At 67.8% G+C, this 16,721-nt stretch carries 9 protein-coding genes; 8 read left to right on the top strand and 1 reads right to left on the bottom strand.

Features of this window, described 5'->3' with window-relative positions:
• The first annotated feature begins 46 nt into the window (after positions 1 to 46).
• The 3 genes from GQ466_RS32725 to GQ466_RS12040 all read left to right on the top strand — a co-directional run bounded on the left by GQ466_RS32725 (position 47) and on the right by GQ466_RS12040 (position 11,225).
• A complete protein-coding gene (locus tag GQ466_RS32725) occupies positions 47 to 4,030 on the top strand; it encodes a LamG-like jellyroll fold domain-containing protein (protein WP_161102950.1) in 3,984 nt (1,327 codons plus the stop codon).
• Between the two features lie 106 nt (positions 4,031 to 4,136).
• Complete coding sequence (locus GQ466_RS12045) at positions 4,137 to 10,757, top strand: RHS repeat-associated core domain-containing protein (protein WP_161102949.1); 6,621 nt, start codon at positions 4,137 to 4,139, stop codon at positions 10,755 to 10,757.
• Entirely contained in the window at positions 10,758 to 11,225 is a 468-nt protein-coding gene (locus GQ466_RS12040) for a hypothetical protein (protein WP_161102948.1), read from the top strand.
• 63 nt (positions 11,226 to 11,288) lie between these two features.
• Here GQ466_RS12040 and GQ466_RS12035 read toward each other — a convergent pair whose 3' ends face one another.
• Positions 11,289 to 11,771 (bottom strand): GNAT family N-acetyltransferase, encoded by a 483-nt coding sequence (locus tag GQ466_RS12035; RefSeq protein WP_161102947.1) that lies wholly within the window; start codon positions 11,769 to 11,771, stop codon positions 11,289 to 11,291.
• 181 nt (positions 11,772 to 11,952) lie between these two features.
• Here GQ466_RS12035 and GQ466_RS12030 point away from each other — a divergent pair, with 181 nt between their 5' ends.
• The 5 genes from GQ466_RS12030 to nadC all read left to right on the top strand — a co-directional run bounded on the left by GQ466_RS12030 (position 11,953) and on the right by nadC (position 16,714).
• The gene (locus GQ466_RS12030) at positions 11,953 to 12,855 is read left to right on the top strand and encodes a Rossmann-like and DUF2520 domain-containing protein (protein WP_161102946.1); all 903 of its coding nucleotides are present in this window, start codon (positions 11,953 to 11,955) and stop codon (positions 12,853 to 12,855) included.
• A 14-nt stretch (positions 12,856 to 12,869) separates the two neighbouring features.
• Positions 12,870 to 13,724 carry a pantoate--beta-alanine ligase gene (gene panC, locus GQ466_RS12025; RefSeq protein ID WP_161102945.1) on the top strand — a complete coding sequence of 285 codons (855 nt, stop codon included), beginning with the start codon at positions 12,870 to 12,872 and terminating at the stop codon, positions 13,722 to 13,724.
• A gap of 21 nt (positions 13,725 to 13,745) precedes the next feature.
• A complete protein-coding gene (panD, locus tag GQ466_RS12020; protein ID WP_161102944.1) occupies positions 13,746 to 14,162 on the top strand; it encodes an aspartate 1-decarboxylase in 417 nt (138 codons plus the stop codon).
• Between the two features lie 81 nt (positions 14,163 to 14,243).
• The gene (locus tag GQ466_RS12015) at positions 14,244 to 15,860 is read left to right on the top strand and encodes an L-aspartate oxidase (RefSeq protein WP_161102943.1); all 1,617 of its coding nucleotides are present in this window, start codon (positions 14,244 to 14,246) and stop codon (positions 15,858 to 15,860) included.
• Positions 15,857 to 16,714 carry a carboxylating nicotinate-nucleotide diphosphorylase gene (gene nadC, locus GQ466_RS32720; RefSeq protein WP_161102942.1) on the top strand — a complete coding sequence of 286 codons (858 nt, stop codon included), beginning with the start codon at positions 15,857 to 15,859 and terminating at the stop codon, positions 16,712 to 16,714. Before GQ466_RS12015 ends, nadC begins: the two co-directional genes overlap by 4 nt.
• Positions 16,715 to 16,721 lie beyond the last annotated feature (7 nt).

Below are 16,721 nucleotides of genomic sequence, written 5' to 3'. Positions count from 1 at the left end.
GACTTCCCTCTTGACCGCTGTTATTGCGGGGGTATCGCTACAGCCGGTGACCGGTGCACATGCCGACCCGCCGACCGCAGCGGTGTTGGCGCCGACGGAAGAGGCCGCGCTCGCCAAGGCCAAGAAGACGGGAGATCCCGTCGAGGTCACGGCGTTCCGGGACGAGCGCCGCACCGTTTACGCCAACCCGGACCAGACCTTCACCGCCGTGCAGAGCGTGCGCGCGGTCCGCGTGCGCAAGGGCGACGGATGGGCGACGCCGGACGCCACGCTCGTCAAGGCCAAGGACGGTTCGCTCGTCCCCAAGGCCGCGAATCTCACCATGCGCTTCTCCGGCGGCGGAACCGGCGCGGTCGCCAAGGTCGAGCGCGCCGGCCAGAACTTCTCGCTGGCCTGGCCCGGCCGTCTTCCGGAACCCACGATCCAGGGCGCCACGGCTACCTACGCCGATGTTCTGCCGGGCGTGGACCTCGTCGTCAACGCCGACATCGACGGCTTCTCCCATGTCTTCAAGATCAAGACGCGGGAGGCGGCGGCGGACCCGCGCGTCCGGCGCCTGACGCTCACCACCGGGGGCTCCGGCGGCGTCCGCCCCGTCCAGGGCGGCGGCGTCCGGGTCGTGGACCGGTCGGGAGCGCCGCTGCTCGACGCGCCGCAGCCCCTGATGTGGGACTCGCGCAAGCCCGCGGCCGAGACCCCGAAGGCCGACGCGCCCGGTGCCGTCGACCTGCGCAAGGGACCGTCGGAATCGTCACGCCAAGGTCAGGCGGCCGTGACGCTCGACCGCCGCAACCTCACCATCGCGCCCGACGCGGCACTGCTCTCCGCGAAGGAGACGACGTTCCCGGTCTACGTCGACCCCGTCTACAAGACGGCGTCGCGCACCGGCTGGACGATGGTCGCGAGTGGTTATCCCAGTACCGAGTACTGGGGTTTCCCCGGCAAGGACAACGAGGGGAGCGGCAAATGCCCGGCGCTTTCCGGTGACCCGTACTACTGCAACGGGACGGGCACGAAGCGCCTCTTCTACTCGATCCCCACGTCCGCCTTCAAGGGCAAGTACATCATCAGCGCCGAGTTCGCCGTCACCTTGCGCCACACGTACAGCTCGTCCGCCAAGGGCGTCGACCTGCACTGGACGTCGAAGTCCATCGGCACGGGCACCAACTGGGACAATCAGCCGGCCTCGGGCGACATGAACTTCCTCCAGACGAAGTCGCCGACCAATCCGACATCGTCCTGCACGTCCACCAACCAGAACGTGCGCTTCGACGCCAAGGCCGCAGTGCAGGCGGGCCTTTCCAACACGACGTTCCGCGTGCGCGCCGACGATGAAGGCGACTACACGTACTGGAAGCGGTTCTGCGAGAACGCCCAGCTCGAAGTCCACTACACGACCGCGCCGAACCAACCGAAGCAGTCCGAACTCAAGATGACGCCGGGCGGAAGCTGCATCAGTGGGACCGGCCGTCCGTACGTCGACGAGCCGCCGAAACTGTCGGCGACGCTGCGGGACCCCGACAACGAGCAGGTGCGCGGCCAGTTCTCGGTCAGCTGGGTCGGCACTGACGGAGTGAAGGTCACGAAGACCTACACGACCGGTTACAAGGCCAGCGGCAGTAGGTTCGACTATTCGCTCACCGGTGTCGGCATTCCCCAGAACACGGTCATCAGCTGGGAGGTCCGCGCTTCCGACAGTTACCTCTGGGGGCCGTGGAGCTGGGAGGGCTCACAGACGTCCTGCCAGTTCATCTACGACGCGACCAAGCCGAAGCCGCCGACCGTCACCTCGACGACCGGACACGCCGTGGGCGAGTACGGATCGTTCACCTTCAAAGCGTCGGACACCGATGTGGTCGCGTACAAATACGGCTTCAATGACGAAAACGTGACCGCGCATACCGTCCAGACGACGTCCGGCGGCGCGCAGACGGTTCGGTTCATGCCTGATCATGACGGTCCTCAGTCGGTCGCGGTGGTCGCCGTGGACGGCGCGAATCAAACGAACGCGGTCGTGGCGAACTTCGAGTTCTACGTCGACCCGGGACGTGGACCACGCGCTGCCTGGGACCTCAATGAGAACGCCGGTGCCACGCAGGCCATCGCGCGTGACCTCCCCGACACCACGGGAACGCTCAGCGGCAGCGCCCAACTCGGTGGTGCCGGCACGATCGGCGGTTCCCTCGCACTGGACGGAGGCTCGGTTCAGACCGGGCAGAAGGTGGTCGCCACGGACCAGAACTACTCCGTGAGCGCGTGGGTGAAGCTGACGAACTCGACGCAGTACGGAACGGTCATCAGCCAGGACGGCGACCGCAACAGCGGATTCGAACTCGGCTACTACCCGTCCTCGGGGAAGTGGTCCTTCTGGCGGGCCGACGCCGACACGGACAATGCGCCGATCAAGACGGCTTCCGGGTCGGCGGCGACGCTGAACACCTGGACGCACCTCGTCGGCGTCTATGACAAGTCGGCCGGCCAACTGCGGCTGTACGTCAACGGATCGCTCGCAGGGACCGTCGCCGTGACGGGCGACTGGGCGGCGTCCGGCCCGCTGCAGATCGGTCGCGGCAAGGTCAATGGCGCCTACGCCCACTGGTGGCGCGGCGGCGTCGACGACGTGCGGATCTACGACGAACCGCTGTCGGAAACGGATATCGCCGACCTGTACGCGCGCAAGTCCGCGCCGCCGCCCGCCTTGGCCCGGTGGAGTCTGGACGAGCCGGCGGGCACGACCCAGGTCACCGGCGTGCCCGAGCGGTACACCGCCGGACGCGTCGGGACGGTGCAGTTCGGCGCGCCGGGTGTCAAGGGCAAGGCGCTTCGGACCGTCGGCTGGGAGTCGGCCGGTGCCCTGGAGACCACCGCGCCCGTCGTCCGCACCGACGAAAGCTTCTCGGTGAGCGCCTGGGTCTATCTCGACAAGGGCGACATCGGCGGCTACGCGCTGGGCCAGGACGGGGCGTCGGAGGGCGCCTTCCAGCTCGGCTACGAGTCGGCTCTCAAAAAATGGGCGTTCCGCATGAGGGGGACCGACACCTCCACCGGAGCATGGATCAACGCATTTTCCACACAGCCCGCCGAACTCAACGAATGGGTACATCTCGTCGGCGTCCATGACGCGACCGCGAAAAAGATCTATCTCTACGTGAACGGCGTGCTCACGGGTACTGCCGACAACCCGAACCCGTGGCACGGCGAGGGCGCGCTGACGATCGGCCGCAACAAGTATCACGGCCAGACGTCGTCCTACTGGCACGGCTATATCGACGACGTCAAGGTGTTCGATCGCGTTTTGGTTCCGGACGACATTCCCGTGCTGTACGCACTCTCGCCGGAACGGCGCGGCTACTGGCCGCTCAACACGGCGACGGGCGGGATCAGCCCGGAGCAGCGCAACGGCACGGGCATGACGCTCACGGGCGACGCGACGATCTACACCCCGCCGCCCGACGATGACCCTCTCGATCCGTCGCCGCCCGCGATGGTCGGGTCGGGCCAACTCCGGCTGAACGCGACCGGCACGGACGGCGCGGGCACCACGCCCGCGCTGATCCAGACGAACCGGAGCTTCACCGTCACGCTTCACGCGCGGCTCGCGTCGGAGGAACCGGTGAATTCGATGACCGTTCTGTCGCAGGCCGGGACGTCGGGATACGGCTTCGCGATCCGCTATGACAAGACCACCGGCCAATGGCAGGTCGTGATGCCGAAGACCGACGGCGGCAGCGAAGTGGTATCGGTGAACTACACGCAGGCGCAGGGGTCGTCGGACGAGTCCGGGCAGTCGATCGCCATCGTCTATGACCACACCGTCGGCGAACTCCGGATCTATGTCGACGGCAACGAGGACGCGGCCGCCAAAGTGCCTTATCTCAGCACCTGGAACGCCGCGGGGCCGCTGCGCATCGGGGGCTCGGGCCCGGAAGCGTTCATCGGCGATGTGGACGACGTTCGCGTATACGCCGGCGTGCTGGACGAGGGCACTTTGCAGCGGCTGAACGACAGGACGGAACAGCCGGATCTCTGACGGCCGCGAACGGTTGAGAAGCAAGCGACCCCCTGCGCTGACCCTGAGAGCGAGAGCCATGCAGTCGTCCCGAGTCCTCATCGGCCTTCGGCGCCGATGCGCCCGAGTGCTGGCGCTCTTGCTGCTCGTGGTCCTTCCGGCGGGACTGGTCGAGGCGCTTCCCGCGTCCGCGTTCGCGGATCCGAAAGGCACGCGGCCGGCGACGCAGAAGCAGCGGAAGCCGGTGAAGGGCAGCCGGGGGAAGGTCGAACCCCGGCGCCCCGATCCGACCGCGGCGAGGACGTTGCGCACGCCTCCGCGCGGCGGTTGGCCGAGCACCGGATCGGCCGAGGTCACGGTGCAGGGCGGCACGGGTGAAGGAACCGCAGGCGGGCTGCGCGTCAGGGTCGCCGGCAAGAAGACCGCGGAACCGCGGAAGCTCAAGGTCGATGTTCTCAGCCGTCAGGAAGCGACCGCAGCGGGCGTTTCCGGTGTCCTGCTGCGCCTTTCGCGGACGGACACCGTCAAGACGAACGAAAAGCTTCGCGTCAGCATCGGCTACGGGACCTTCGCCGACGCGTTCGGCGGCGCGTTCGGCTCCCACCTTCGCCTGGTCGCGCTGCCCAAGTGCCCGCCGGGGAAGCCGGCGAACTGCGGGAAGCCGACCGAGCTGCCGTCGACGAACGACGGCACGACACGCACGGTCACCGCAGATCTGCCGATGACGGCAGCGGGTTCGACGACGATGGTGGCCCTGGCCGCCGACACCGGATCGGACCAGGGCGACTACGGCGCGACCAATCTCGCACCGTCCTCGAAATGGAGCGTCTCGCCGTCCTCCGGCGGGTTCTCCTGGAGTTATCCCCTCCGGACCGTCCCGGCTCCCGGTGGCATGGCCCCGAGCATCGGACTGGGCTACTCCTCGCAGTCGGTCGACGGCGAGACGTCCGCCACGAACAACCAGGGCTCGTGGATCGGCGAAGGATTCTCCTACGAGCCGGGCTACATCGAACGCCGTTATAAGGCATGCGCCGACGACGGGAACAAGGACGTCGGAGACCTGTGCTGGGCGACCGACAACGCCGTCATCCAGCTCGGCGGAACGTCCACCGAGCTCATCAAGGACGATGCCACCGGCAAGTGGCGGCTCAAGGACGATGACGGCTCCAAGGTCGAACGGCTCACCGGCGCGACGAACGGCGACGACAACGGCGAGCACTGGCGGATCACCACCACCGACGGGACCCAGTACTACTTCGGCCTGAACCGCCTCCCCGGCTGGACCAGCGGCAAGGAGGAGACGAGTTCCGTCTGGCGCATGCCGGTCTTCGGGAACAACTCCGGAGAACCGTGTTACAAGTCGTCGGGCTTCGCCGACTCCTGGTGCAACCAGGCATGGCGCTGGAACCTGGATTACGTCAAGAGCCCGCATGGTGACGTCCTCTCGTACTACTACGCGAAAGAGACGAACTACTACGCGCGAAACGCCAAGACCGACGTCGACGGAACTCCTTACGATCGCGGCGGCTACCTGAAGCGGGCCGACTACGGCCAGCGCGACGGTCAGGTCTACTCGACGCCGGCCGCGGCGCGCGTGGTGTTCGACGTGGCCGAGCGCTGCATTCCGTCCACCGGCGTGACCTGCGATCCGGCCGCCGTGCCGGACTCGGCGAACTGGCCGGACGTTCCCGGGTGGTTGAACTGCAAGCCCGACACCAAGTGCACCTGGCAGCAGACCGGCCCGTCGTTCTGGACCCGCAAGCGCCTGGTGAAGATCCGGACCCAGATGCGGTCGGGCACCGGCTACGCCGACGTCGACGCCTGGACGTTGACGCACGAGTTCAAGGACAACGGCGACGGCTCGCGGACGCTGTGGCTCACGAAGATCGACCACGCCGGTCTCGTGGGAGGGACCGCGACGACGCCGTCCGTCCAGCTCGTCGGCAAGCAGCTTCCCAACCGGATCGACATCCCGAACGACAACATCCAGCCGATGGTGCGCTACCGGCTGGCGACGGTGTACACCGATTCGGGCGGCCAGCTCGACGTGAACTATGCGCCGACGGAATGCACCTCCTCGTCCCTTCCGAAACCGGGTGAAAGCACCAAGCGCTGTTTCCCGGTCAAGTGGACGCCGCCGGGCGTGACCGATCCGATCACGGACTGGTTCCACAAGTACGTGGTCGAGAAGGTCATCCAGACGGACCGGACGGGTGGATCGCCCGACCAGGTCACCAAATACGAGTACGAGGGCGATGCCGGCTGGCGGTACACCGACCCCGACGGCATCGGCGATCCCAAGAATCTGACCTGGGGCGAATGGGCCGGGTACGGCAAGGTACGCGTGCTCGGCGGCGACGGGCAGACGTACACGACGCGGACCGACTACACGTATTTCCGCGGCATGGACGGGGACAAGGACCCGGCGGGCGGCACCCGCTCCGTGTCGGTGAAGGACTCCACCGACGCCTCGTACACCGACTATCCGGATCTCGCCGGATTCGAGTTGGAGTCCGTCGTCTATGACGGAGCCTCCATCGTCAGCAAGACGATCAACGCGCCGTGGCGGAAGCAGACCGCCACCCGCAAGAACGACTGGGGCACCGATCGCGCCGGGTTCGTGGACACCGGAACGATTCGTGGCCTGACCGCCCTTTCCACGGGCGGGTGGCGCGAGACGAAGTCGACCACGACCTACGACGACACGACAGGTCGGATCGTCCAGGAGGACGACCTCGGCGACCTCTCGACCGCGACCGATGACGTGTGCACGCTGACGTCCTACGCCGACGACGTCGACGCCTGGATGCGCACTTACGTGAAACGCGTCGAGAAACTGTCCGTCAAGTGCGCGGACGCCGGAACGGCCGACCGTTCCACGAAGCTGCTGTCCGACACGTTGACGTCCTACGACGGCCAGCCGTACGGCACCGCCCCCACCAAGGGCGACGTCACGAAGGTGCAGACGCTCAAGAGCCATGACGGCACCACCGCGAAGTACATCACCGACGCGGAAGGCACCTTCGACGAGCACGGGCGCCCGCTGACCGCCAAGGATCCGGCGGGTTCCACGACGACGACCGAGTACACCGACACCGACGGGCTCGCCACCTACAAGAAGGAGACGAATCCGCTCGGGCACATCACCGAGACCTGGTTTACGCCCGGCTGGAATGCGCCCGCCGCGCAGATCGACCCCAACGGAAAGCGGACCGATCTCGCCTACGACCCACTGGGCCGCCTCACCAGCGTCTGGTTCCCCGACCGTCCCAAGGCGAACGGTCTCACACCGAGCGTCAAATACACCTACACGGTTCCGGCCGACGGCATCACGTCGGTGAAGACCGAGAAGATCGAGAACGACGGCACGTACGGAACCGAGTACAAACTGCTCGACGGATTCCTGCGTCCGCGCCAGATCCAGACCGAGGGCCCGGACGGCGGACGCCTCGTCGCCGACACGTTCTACAACGGCATCGGCCAGGTCGCGAAGGCGAACGAGGCGTACTGGGCGAACGGCCCGCCGTCCGGCACGCTGCTGACCGTCGACAACGGGTTGGTGAACGGCCAGACCGTCATGACTTACGACGGCGCGGGCCGCCCGACGGTCGAGACGTTCCGCGTCGCCGGGCAGGACAAATGGTCGACCGTCACCACGTACGGCGGCGACCGGGTGAGTACCAAGCCGCCCGCCGGCGGGACCCCGAGCACGGCCATCACCGATGCCCAGGGCCGGACGATTCAGCTCCTCCAGTACAAGGGGACATCGCCCACCGGGGACCACGACACCAGCACTTACACCTACACGCCGGCCGGAAGTCTGGCGACGGTCACCAACCAGAGCAACGAAGTCTGGCGTTACGAATACGACCAGCGCGGTCGCAAGATCAAAGCCGTCGATCCGGACGCCGGGACGACCACCTACGGTTACGACGACCTGGACCGTCCGGTTCTCGCGACGGACGCCAGGAACAAGAGCATCTTCACGACCTACGACAAGATCGGTCGTAAGACGGCGACGTACGAGGGCACTGACGCGAGCGGCAAGAAGCTCACCGAGTGGACCTACGACACCAAGTACAAGGGCCAGCTCTACGCCACCCTGCGCCACACCGACGGCACAACGGCCAACGCGTACGCGAGCGCCGTTCTCACCCGCGACGACTTCTACCGGCCGACCTCGACCAGGTATGTCGTTCCCGCAGCCGAGGGAAATCTCAAGGGCGTCTACGACTTCACGACCGCCTACAACCGGGACGGCACGGTCAAGACGATCGGGATGCCGGCCGCGGGCGGTCTGCCCGCCGAGGTCGTGCGCTACGGCTACGACGACCTGCAGCGCCCGACGACCGTCGACGGAACGACGTCCTACCTGACGCGCACGGACTACGCGCCGACGGGTGAGGTCCTTCAGCGAGAACTGTCCACAGGTGGAAAGAAGACCTGGGAAACGTACTCGTACGAACGCGGCACCAACCGGCTGACCGAGGCGAAGCTGAATCGCGAGATCCAGGGATCCGTTCCCGACCTCCGCGCCCAGTACAGCTACACCGACAGCGGCTCGATAACGTCGATCAACGACGCGGCGACGGGCGACGCCCAGTGCTTCTCGTACGACTACCTGGACCGGCTGAGCGAGGCGTGGACGGCGAAGGCCGACTGCTCGACGGCCCCGACGAAGACGAACGTCACCACGACGGTCGGCGGTCCGGAACCGTACTGGACGTCCTACGCCCAGGACCCGAACGGGAACCGGCGCAAGGTCGTCCAGCACACCCTGACGGCCACCGGCACGGACACGACCGCGAGCTACACGTATCCCACGAACGGCGCCGCGCGTCCGCACGCCGTCTCTCAGGTCGTCGACACGACGCCGACCGGTGACAGGCTCAACACGTACTCCTACGACGAGGCGGGAAACACCACAGAGCGCGTCCTCGCGGGCCAGAAGCAGACCCTCACGTGGGACACCGAGGGAAATCTCGCGTCCGTCAAGCAAGCGGACGGCAGCACCTCGAACTACGTGTACGACGGCGATGGGAACCGGCTCATCCGCAAGGAGCCGGGAACGTCGACGCTCTACCTGCCGGGCATGGAACTGCGCCTTCTGTCGGGCGGCACCGTCGAAGGCACCCGCTACTACACGCACGGTGACGAGACGATCGCCACACGTACCAAGGACGGCGTCACCTTCCTGTCCGCCGACCACAACGGCACGTCGCTCCTGGCGGTGAAGGACGGAGCCGAACAGGCACTCACACGTCGCCGCCTGGACCCATTCGGAAACGCCCGGAACGGTGGCGACACACCGCCGGCCTGGATCGACGACAAGGGCTTCCTGGGCGCGCCCAAGGATTCATCGGGCCTCACCCATATGGGCGCCCGAGAATACGACCCGAAGCTCGGCCGCTTCATCTCCGTCGACCCGCTGTTCGACGAGAAGGACCCGCAGTCGTGGAACGGCTACTCCTACGCCGACAACGACCCGGTGTCCAAGTCCGACCCGGACGGCCAGTGGTGCCGGCGGATCGACGGTTACCTGGAGTGCTTCAACGGGGACGGCCAGAACCGCGTCCCGAACCGGAGCGGCAACGGCTACACCGTCTACCCGAAGCATGGTCGACCCGTCAGCTCGGGCGACAGCGGACCGGCGAGGAACACCCGTCCCGCCATCAACCCGCGCATCGCCGCACAGAAGCAGGCCGCCGAACAGGCGAAACAGCGTCTCAAGGCCGCCGCGATGGCCCTGGGCAAGATCGCTGCCGAAGAACTAGGCATCACCGATGCCCTCGACTGCTTCACCAAGGGCGACATCGGAGGATGCGCCGAAACGGCGCTCAACGTGGTGACCATGGTCTCCGGCGGCCCGCTGCTGAAGTTTCTGCGGAAACACGGAAACCCATTCAAGTGGGCGCAGACGTTCCGGCTCGGCAAGAAGATCGTCGGACTCGTCAAAGAGCTCGCTAAGTCGTTTAATGACTGGCGTGATGCTTCGAAAACGGTGGCCAGACTGGCGCGTGCCTGTAATAGCTTCACGCCGTCAACCCGTGTACTTCTCGCGAATGGGAAACTAAAACCGATCGACCGCGTGAAGGTCGGGGACCAAGTTCTCGCGGTGAATCCGAAGACCGGCGACGCCGGTGCGAAAATTGTCGTTTCAACCATTGTCGGCCAAGGTGATAAGGACCTTGTCCAGGTTCGCGTTAATGGGGGCGCGAAAGACGATGGCGTTGTCGTGGCAACGGCCAATCACTTGTTCTGGGCCGCCTATTCGATTACGCCTTGGAGAGAGTCTGCTGTCGGCGGCTGGGTTAAGGCTGCTGATTTTTACCCCGGGATGTGGCTGCGCACTAGAAGTGGTGCTTACGTTCAGGTCACTTCGGTAATTCGGCGGGTTGCACGCGATCAGCGCGTGTACAACCTCGTCGTCAGTGGCGTGCACACCTATTACGTGCTGGCCGGGTCAACGCCGATTCTCGTGCATAACGGCAGGGACGATTTCGACCCGAAGATCTTCATTCCCGACTGGGATACGGGTGCCGGTGATGACGATGGTTATAAGACCACCAAAGATCACGAGCGCCAGAATAAGCAGGCGAAAGACGCGATCAAGGAAGCCGAACGCAACATCGGCCGCCAGCTGACGCGCGCGGAAAAACGCAAAGTGCATGACGCTATCACCAAACAGGGGATGGGGTATCATGATGTAGTCAATGAAGCCACTGAGATGTTCAAGGAATGTGATTGAATGTTCGATGCCGATGTGGCATCCCGTCGAATGAACGACTCGATCAAAGGGTTGGCTTTTTCGGGGATCGGTCGCTTCGGGTTGACTATGATTCTTGAATTCGGCAATCGAGTGCCGCTCGCCACTCGATTTGTAGAATCTGAGCCAACGGCTGGAAAATATGCCCTGCATGTCCAATGTCCGGCACGCATTTGCCAAGGGGGTAGAATTGTACTTGGTTCTGGCGATTTGGAGCCAGGCAAGGCGGAGATGCGGTACGATACCGGAGCGTCGGTAGTCGACAGGTTCGCCGAACGGTTGCAGCCGAAGGTGCAGGCCGTGACAGTGGGCATTTGCGGCGATCTCCGAATCGCGATCGAACACGATATTTTCATCGAGATACTTCCCGTCAGTTCTCGCGACGAAGAGCAATGGAGATTCCTTCATCGCAATCGTGAGCATTACATTTTCCCGGACGGTGAAGGATAATTTCGGCGATCTAAGTGTGTGTGGCCGGGGTTTTTGTCGATCTCGGGTAGGCGGCAGGCGCGTTTATTGGTTGGGTGCGGGTATTGCTGCACGGAGGGGTTTGGTCATGTGGACGCTGTTGGGGTCGGGGGTGTAGTCGGCGAAGGGGGCGCAGTAGGTGAAGCCGAATTTTTCGTAGAGGCGGCGGGCGGGGAGGTAGGGGGCGGCGGAGCCGGTTTCCAGGCTGAGGCGGTTGTAGCCTCGGGCCGTTGCTTCGTTGATGATGTGGGTGAGCAGGCGGGACGCCAGGCCGGTGCGTTGGCGGGTCGGGTCGGTGCGCATTGATTTCAGTTCGGCGTGAGTTGGGGTCAGGCGTTTCAGGGCGCCGCAGGCTGCTACTGACGAGCCGTCGCGGACGGACCAGAAGGTGATCTCGGGGGCTCTCAGGGCCTCCAGGTCCAGGGCGTGGACGCTTTCGGGTGGAGTGAGGGCGTTCATGTCCGCCAGGTGGTGGCGGAGGAAATCGGCGATCTCGGGGGTGGAGAGGTCGTCTTCGATGATCTTCATGAGTGTCGTCCTGGCGCGGCGGTTGGTCGGGTTTGGGGTGGTCGGGTGGGTGAGCTGGTCAGAGGCGTGGGCGGGTGTGCGTAGAGTCACCTTCGGGCTGAGTACTGGACGTCGCGTGGGGCGCGGGTACCCTGGATCGCGCACGTCCGGTACCTACTGTTGAGGACTGGAACGAACCTGTATGGATCCTGCTGTGCCTTTTGACGCGCCGGAGGACCGGCCCGCCCGTCTGGACGTCGGCGTGGTCGGCGCCGGACGCGTCGGGACCGCGCTCGGCGCCGCGCTGGCCAGGGCCGGGCACCGGGTCGTCGCCGTGTCCGCCGTGTCGGAGAAGTCGCGGGCGCGGGCCGCGGAGCGGCTTCCGGGTGCTGCGTTCAGCGACCCGCAGGAGGTCGTGGAGGCTGCTGATCTGGTGCTGGTCACGGTGCCGGACGACGCGCTCGGCGATCTTGTCGCGGGGCTGACCGCCACGGGCGTCGGCACCACGGGCAAGCTGATCCTGCACACCAGCGGACGCTACGGCACCGACGTCCTGGAGCCCGCCACCCGCACCGGCGCGCTTCCGCTCGCCGTCCACCCCGTCATGACGTTCACCGGACGCCCGGACGACGTGGACCGGCTCAGCGGCGTGTCGTTCGGCGTGACGACCCCGGACCCGCTGCGTCCCGTCGCCGAGGCGCTCGTCCTGGAGATGGGCGGCGAGCCCGTCTGGATCGAGGAGGACAAGCGCCCGCTGTACCACGCGGCGCTCGCCACGGGGGCGAACCACCTGGTCACGCTGGTCGTGGAGGCGATGGACCTGCTGACGAAGGCCGGCGTCGCCGAGCCCGGAAGGATGCTCGGCCCCCTGCTGGGCGCGGCGCTGGACAACGCGCTCAGGCTCGGCATCGAGGGCCTGACGGGCCCGGTCGCGCGCGGCGACGCCGGGACGGTCGCCGAGCACGTCGCCGAACTCGCCCGCGTCTCCCCGGAGAGCCGCAGCGCCTACGTCGCGCTGGCGCGGCTCACCGCGGACCGGGCGCTCACCGCCGGACTGCTCAAGCCCGGGGACGCCGAGCGGCTCCTCGGTGTGCTGGCCGACTGAGGAGGGGGATCGCCATGACGCTCGTGATCGCCGGGACGCGGGGCGAGCTGGCGGCGGCCAGGTCCGCGCTGACCGGGACGCTCGCGCTCGTCCCGACGATGGGCGCGCTGCACGAGGGCCACCGCTCGCTGATCAGGAGGGCGCGCGAGGCCGCCGACGCGGTGGCCGTCAGCATCTTCGTGAACCCCCTCCAGTTCGGCGCGAACGAGGACCTGGACCGCTATCCGCGGACGTTCCCCGACGACGTCGCGGCCTGCGCGGACGAGGGCGTGGACCTGATCTTCGCGCCGTCCGTCGCCGAGATGTACCCGACGGAGCCGCAGGTCACGGTCAAGGCCGGCCCGATGGGCGAGCGGGTCGAGGGCGTGACGCGGCCGGGGCATTTCGACGGAATGCTCACGGTCGTCCTGAAGTTGTTCCACCTGGTGCGCCCGGACACGGCGATCTTCGGGGAGAAGGACGCGCAGCAGCTCGCCCTCGTCCGCCGGATGGTCGCCGACCTGAACGTTCCGGTCGAGGTGGTGGGAGCCCCGACCGTCCGGGAGAAGGACGGCCTGGCGCTCTCCAGCCGCAACCGGTACCTCACCGACGCGGACCGGGTGACGGCGACGGCGCTGTCGCGCGCCCTGCACGCGGGCGAGAAGGCGGCGGGCGACGGCCCGGACGCCGTCCGGACGGCGGCGCGGGCGGTGCTGGACGCCGCGGCGTCCCGGAATCCGCCGCTGCTGCTGGACTACCTCGTCCTCGTTGATCCGGCGACGTTCGAGGAGGTCGCCGCCGACCACGAGGGACCGGCCGTGCTCGCCGTGGCGGGCCGCGTCGGCGGAACCCACCTCATCGACAACGTCCCGCTCGGCTTCCCCGCCTGAACGCCCCCCGAAGGAGTCGTCATGTTCCGGACCATGTTCAAGTCGAAGATCCACCGCGCCACCGTGACGCAGGCCGACCTGCACTATGTGGGGTCGCTCACGCTCGACCAGGACCTCATGGACGCGGCCGACCTGCTGCCCGGCGAGCAGGTCCACATCGTCGACATCGACAACGGCGCCCGGCTGGAGACCTACCTGATCGCGGGGGAGCGGGGCTCCGGCGTGATCGGGATCAACGGGGCCGCGGCCCGGCTCGTCGCGCCCGGCGACCTGGTGATCATCATCAGCTACGCGCAGATGAGCGACGCGGACGCGCGGTCGTTCGAGCCGCGCGTCGTGCACGTGGACCGCTCTAACAAGATCATCTCGCTGGGCTCCGACCCGGCCGAGCCCGTCCCCGGCTCGCTGGACTCCCGGGGCGACCTGATCCGGCGCTGACCGTTCGGACGGGGGCCGGTCGCATCCCGCCGCAGGGGTTAATGTCAGAATGACGAGAAATCGACCCCTGAGGAGGGGCACATGATCCCTCGTGTGCTCACGGCGCCCGCCCCCGGCTGGACCGCCGACACCGACATCGTGGTGATCGGTTCCGGCGTCGCCGGACTGGTCGCCGCGCTCAACTGCCGTCCGCACGGCCGCGTCCTGCTCGTCACCAAGGCCCTTCTGGACGCGGGCTCCACCCGCTGGGCGCAGGGCGGCGTCGCCGCCGCGCTCGACCCCGCCGACACCCCCGGCGAACACCTGGCCGACACGCTCACCGCGGGCGTCGGCCTCTGCTCGCAGGACGCGGTCCGCGCGCTCGTCACCGACGGCCCGGACGCCGTCCGGCGGCTCATCGCGCTCGGCGCCGAGTTCGACCGCGCGCCCGGCGGCGACCTCGCGCTCGGCCGCGAGGGCGGCCACCACCGCCGCCGCATCGCGCACGCGGGCGGCGACGCGACCGGCGCCGAGATCAGCCGCGCGCTGCGCGCCGCGCTCAAGGAGAGCGACGTCGAGGTCATCGAGCACGCGCTCGTCCTGGACCTCCTGCTGGACGCGGCCGGACGCGCCGCGGGCGTCACGCTCCACGTCATGGGCCAGGGACGTCCCGGCGGCGTCGGGGCGGTGCGCGCCCGCGCGGTCGTGCTCGCCACCGGCGGCCTCGGCCAGGTCTTCGCCGCGACGACCAACCCCGAGGTATCGACCGGGGACGGTGTGGCGCTCGCCCTCCGTGCCGGGGCGGCCGTGACCGATCTGGAGTTCGTCCAGTTCCACCCGACCGCGCTGTGGCTCGGGCCGGACGCGCGGGGCCGCCAGCCGCTGATCTCCGAGGCCGTCCGGGGCGAGGGCGCGCACCTGGTGGACCGCTCCGGGACGCGCTTCATGGTCGGCCGCCACGAGCTGGCCGAGCTGGCGCCCCGCGACGTCGTCGCCAAGGGGATCATGAGCCGGATGGCCGAGACCGGCGAGCGGCACATGCTGCTGGACGCGCGCGAGTTCGGCGCCGATCTGTGGGAACGACGGTTCCCCACGATCCTCGCGGCCTGCCGGTTCCACGGGATCGACCCGGTGACCGAGCCGATCCCGGTCGTTCCCGCCGCGCACTACGCCAGCGGCGGCATCCGCACCGACCTGCACGGACGTACGACCGTGCCCGGTCTGTACGCGTGCGGTGAGACGGCCTGCACGGGCGTCCACGGGGCGAACCGGCTCGCGTCCAACTCGCTGCTGGAGGGCCTGGTATTCGCCGAGCGCATCGCGGCGGCGGTCGGGGCGGAGCTGGGCGAGCCGGGTCCGGCGGTCGCGCCGTCCGGGCCGTCCGGGCTGCTGGACGGCGGCGCGCGCGACGCGATCCAGCGGATCATGTCGGCGGACGCGGGCGTCCTGCGCGACGCGGCGGGCCTGGACCGCGCCGCCCGCGCCCTGGACGCGCTGGCGCCGTCCCCGGACGTCGCGCCGGACGTCGCCGCGTGGGAGGCCACGAACCTGCACGCCGTCGCGTCCGCGATCGTCGCCGCCGCGCGCCGCCGCACCGAGACGCGCGGCAGCCACTGGCGCGACGACCACCCCGAACGCGACGACGCGGCCTGGCGCGGCCACCTCGTCACCCGCCGCGCGGACGCGGGCCTGGTCACCACCTACGAGGAGCACCGATGACACCCGAACTGGAAGCGCGGCTGGCCGCCGCCGACCTCGACGCCGCCGCCGTGACGGCGCTGGTGGAGACCGCGCTCGCCGAGGACGGCGCCGCCGACGTCACCAGCGAGCCGATCTTCGCCCCGGACGACCGCGCGGCCGGCGACTTCACGGCCCGCGAGGACGGCGTCGTCGCCGGGATCCCGGTCGCCGAGGTCGTCTTCGAGCTGCTGGGCGTGGATTACGAGGCCCATGTCGCGGACGGCGACCGCGTGACGAAAGGACGGATCCTGATTTCGGTGTCCGGACCCACGCGCGCAGTTCTGCGAGCCGAACGCATCGCGCTCAACCTCCTCACTCACCTTTCGGGCATCGCGACTGCGACGCGCAGATGGGTGGATGCGATCGAGGGCACCAAAGCCAAGGTGCGTGACACCCGCAAGACCCTTCCCGGGCTGCGCGCGCTGCAGAAGTACGCCGTCCGTTGCGGTGGGGGCGTGAACCACCGGATGGGGCTCGGGGACGCCGCGCTCGTCAAGGACAACCACATCGCGGCGGCAGGCTCGGTGACCCGTGCTTACGAGGCCATCCGCGCCGTGTACCCGTCCCTGCACGTCCAGGTGGAGTGCGACACTCTCGCGCAGGTTGAAGAGGCGCTGGCCGCAGGGGCGACGTCCCTGCTGCTGGACAACATGTCGATCGGGGAGATGACCGAGGCCGTACGGCTCGTGAACGGCCGCGCCGAACTGGAGGCCAGTGGCGGCCTCGGTTTGGACGGGGTCCGAGATGTGGCCGTGACGGGGGTGGACTACCTTGCAGTAGGTGCGCTGACCCACTCGTCGCGCGCCTACGACATCGGCCTTGACTTCTCCTGACCAGCGG

Origin of the sequence: Actinomadura rayongensis (assembly GCF_009831215.1) — a bacterium.
In the GTDB taxonomy this organism is placed as follows: Bacteria; Actinomycetota; Actinomycetes; order Streptosporangiales; family Streptosporangiaceae; genus Spirillospora; species Spirillospora rayongensis.
This window is presented reverse-complemented; position numbering and strand designations above follow the sequence as displayed.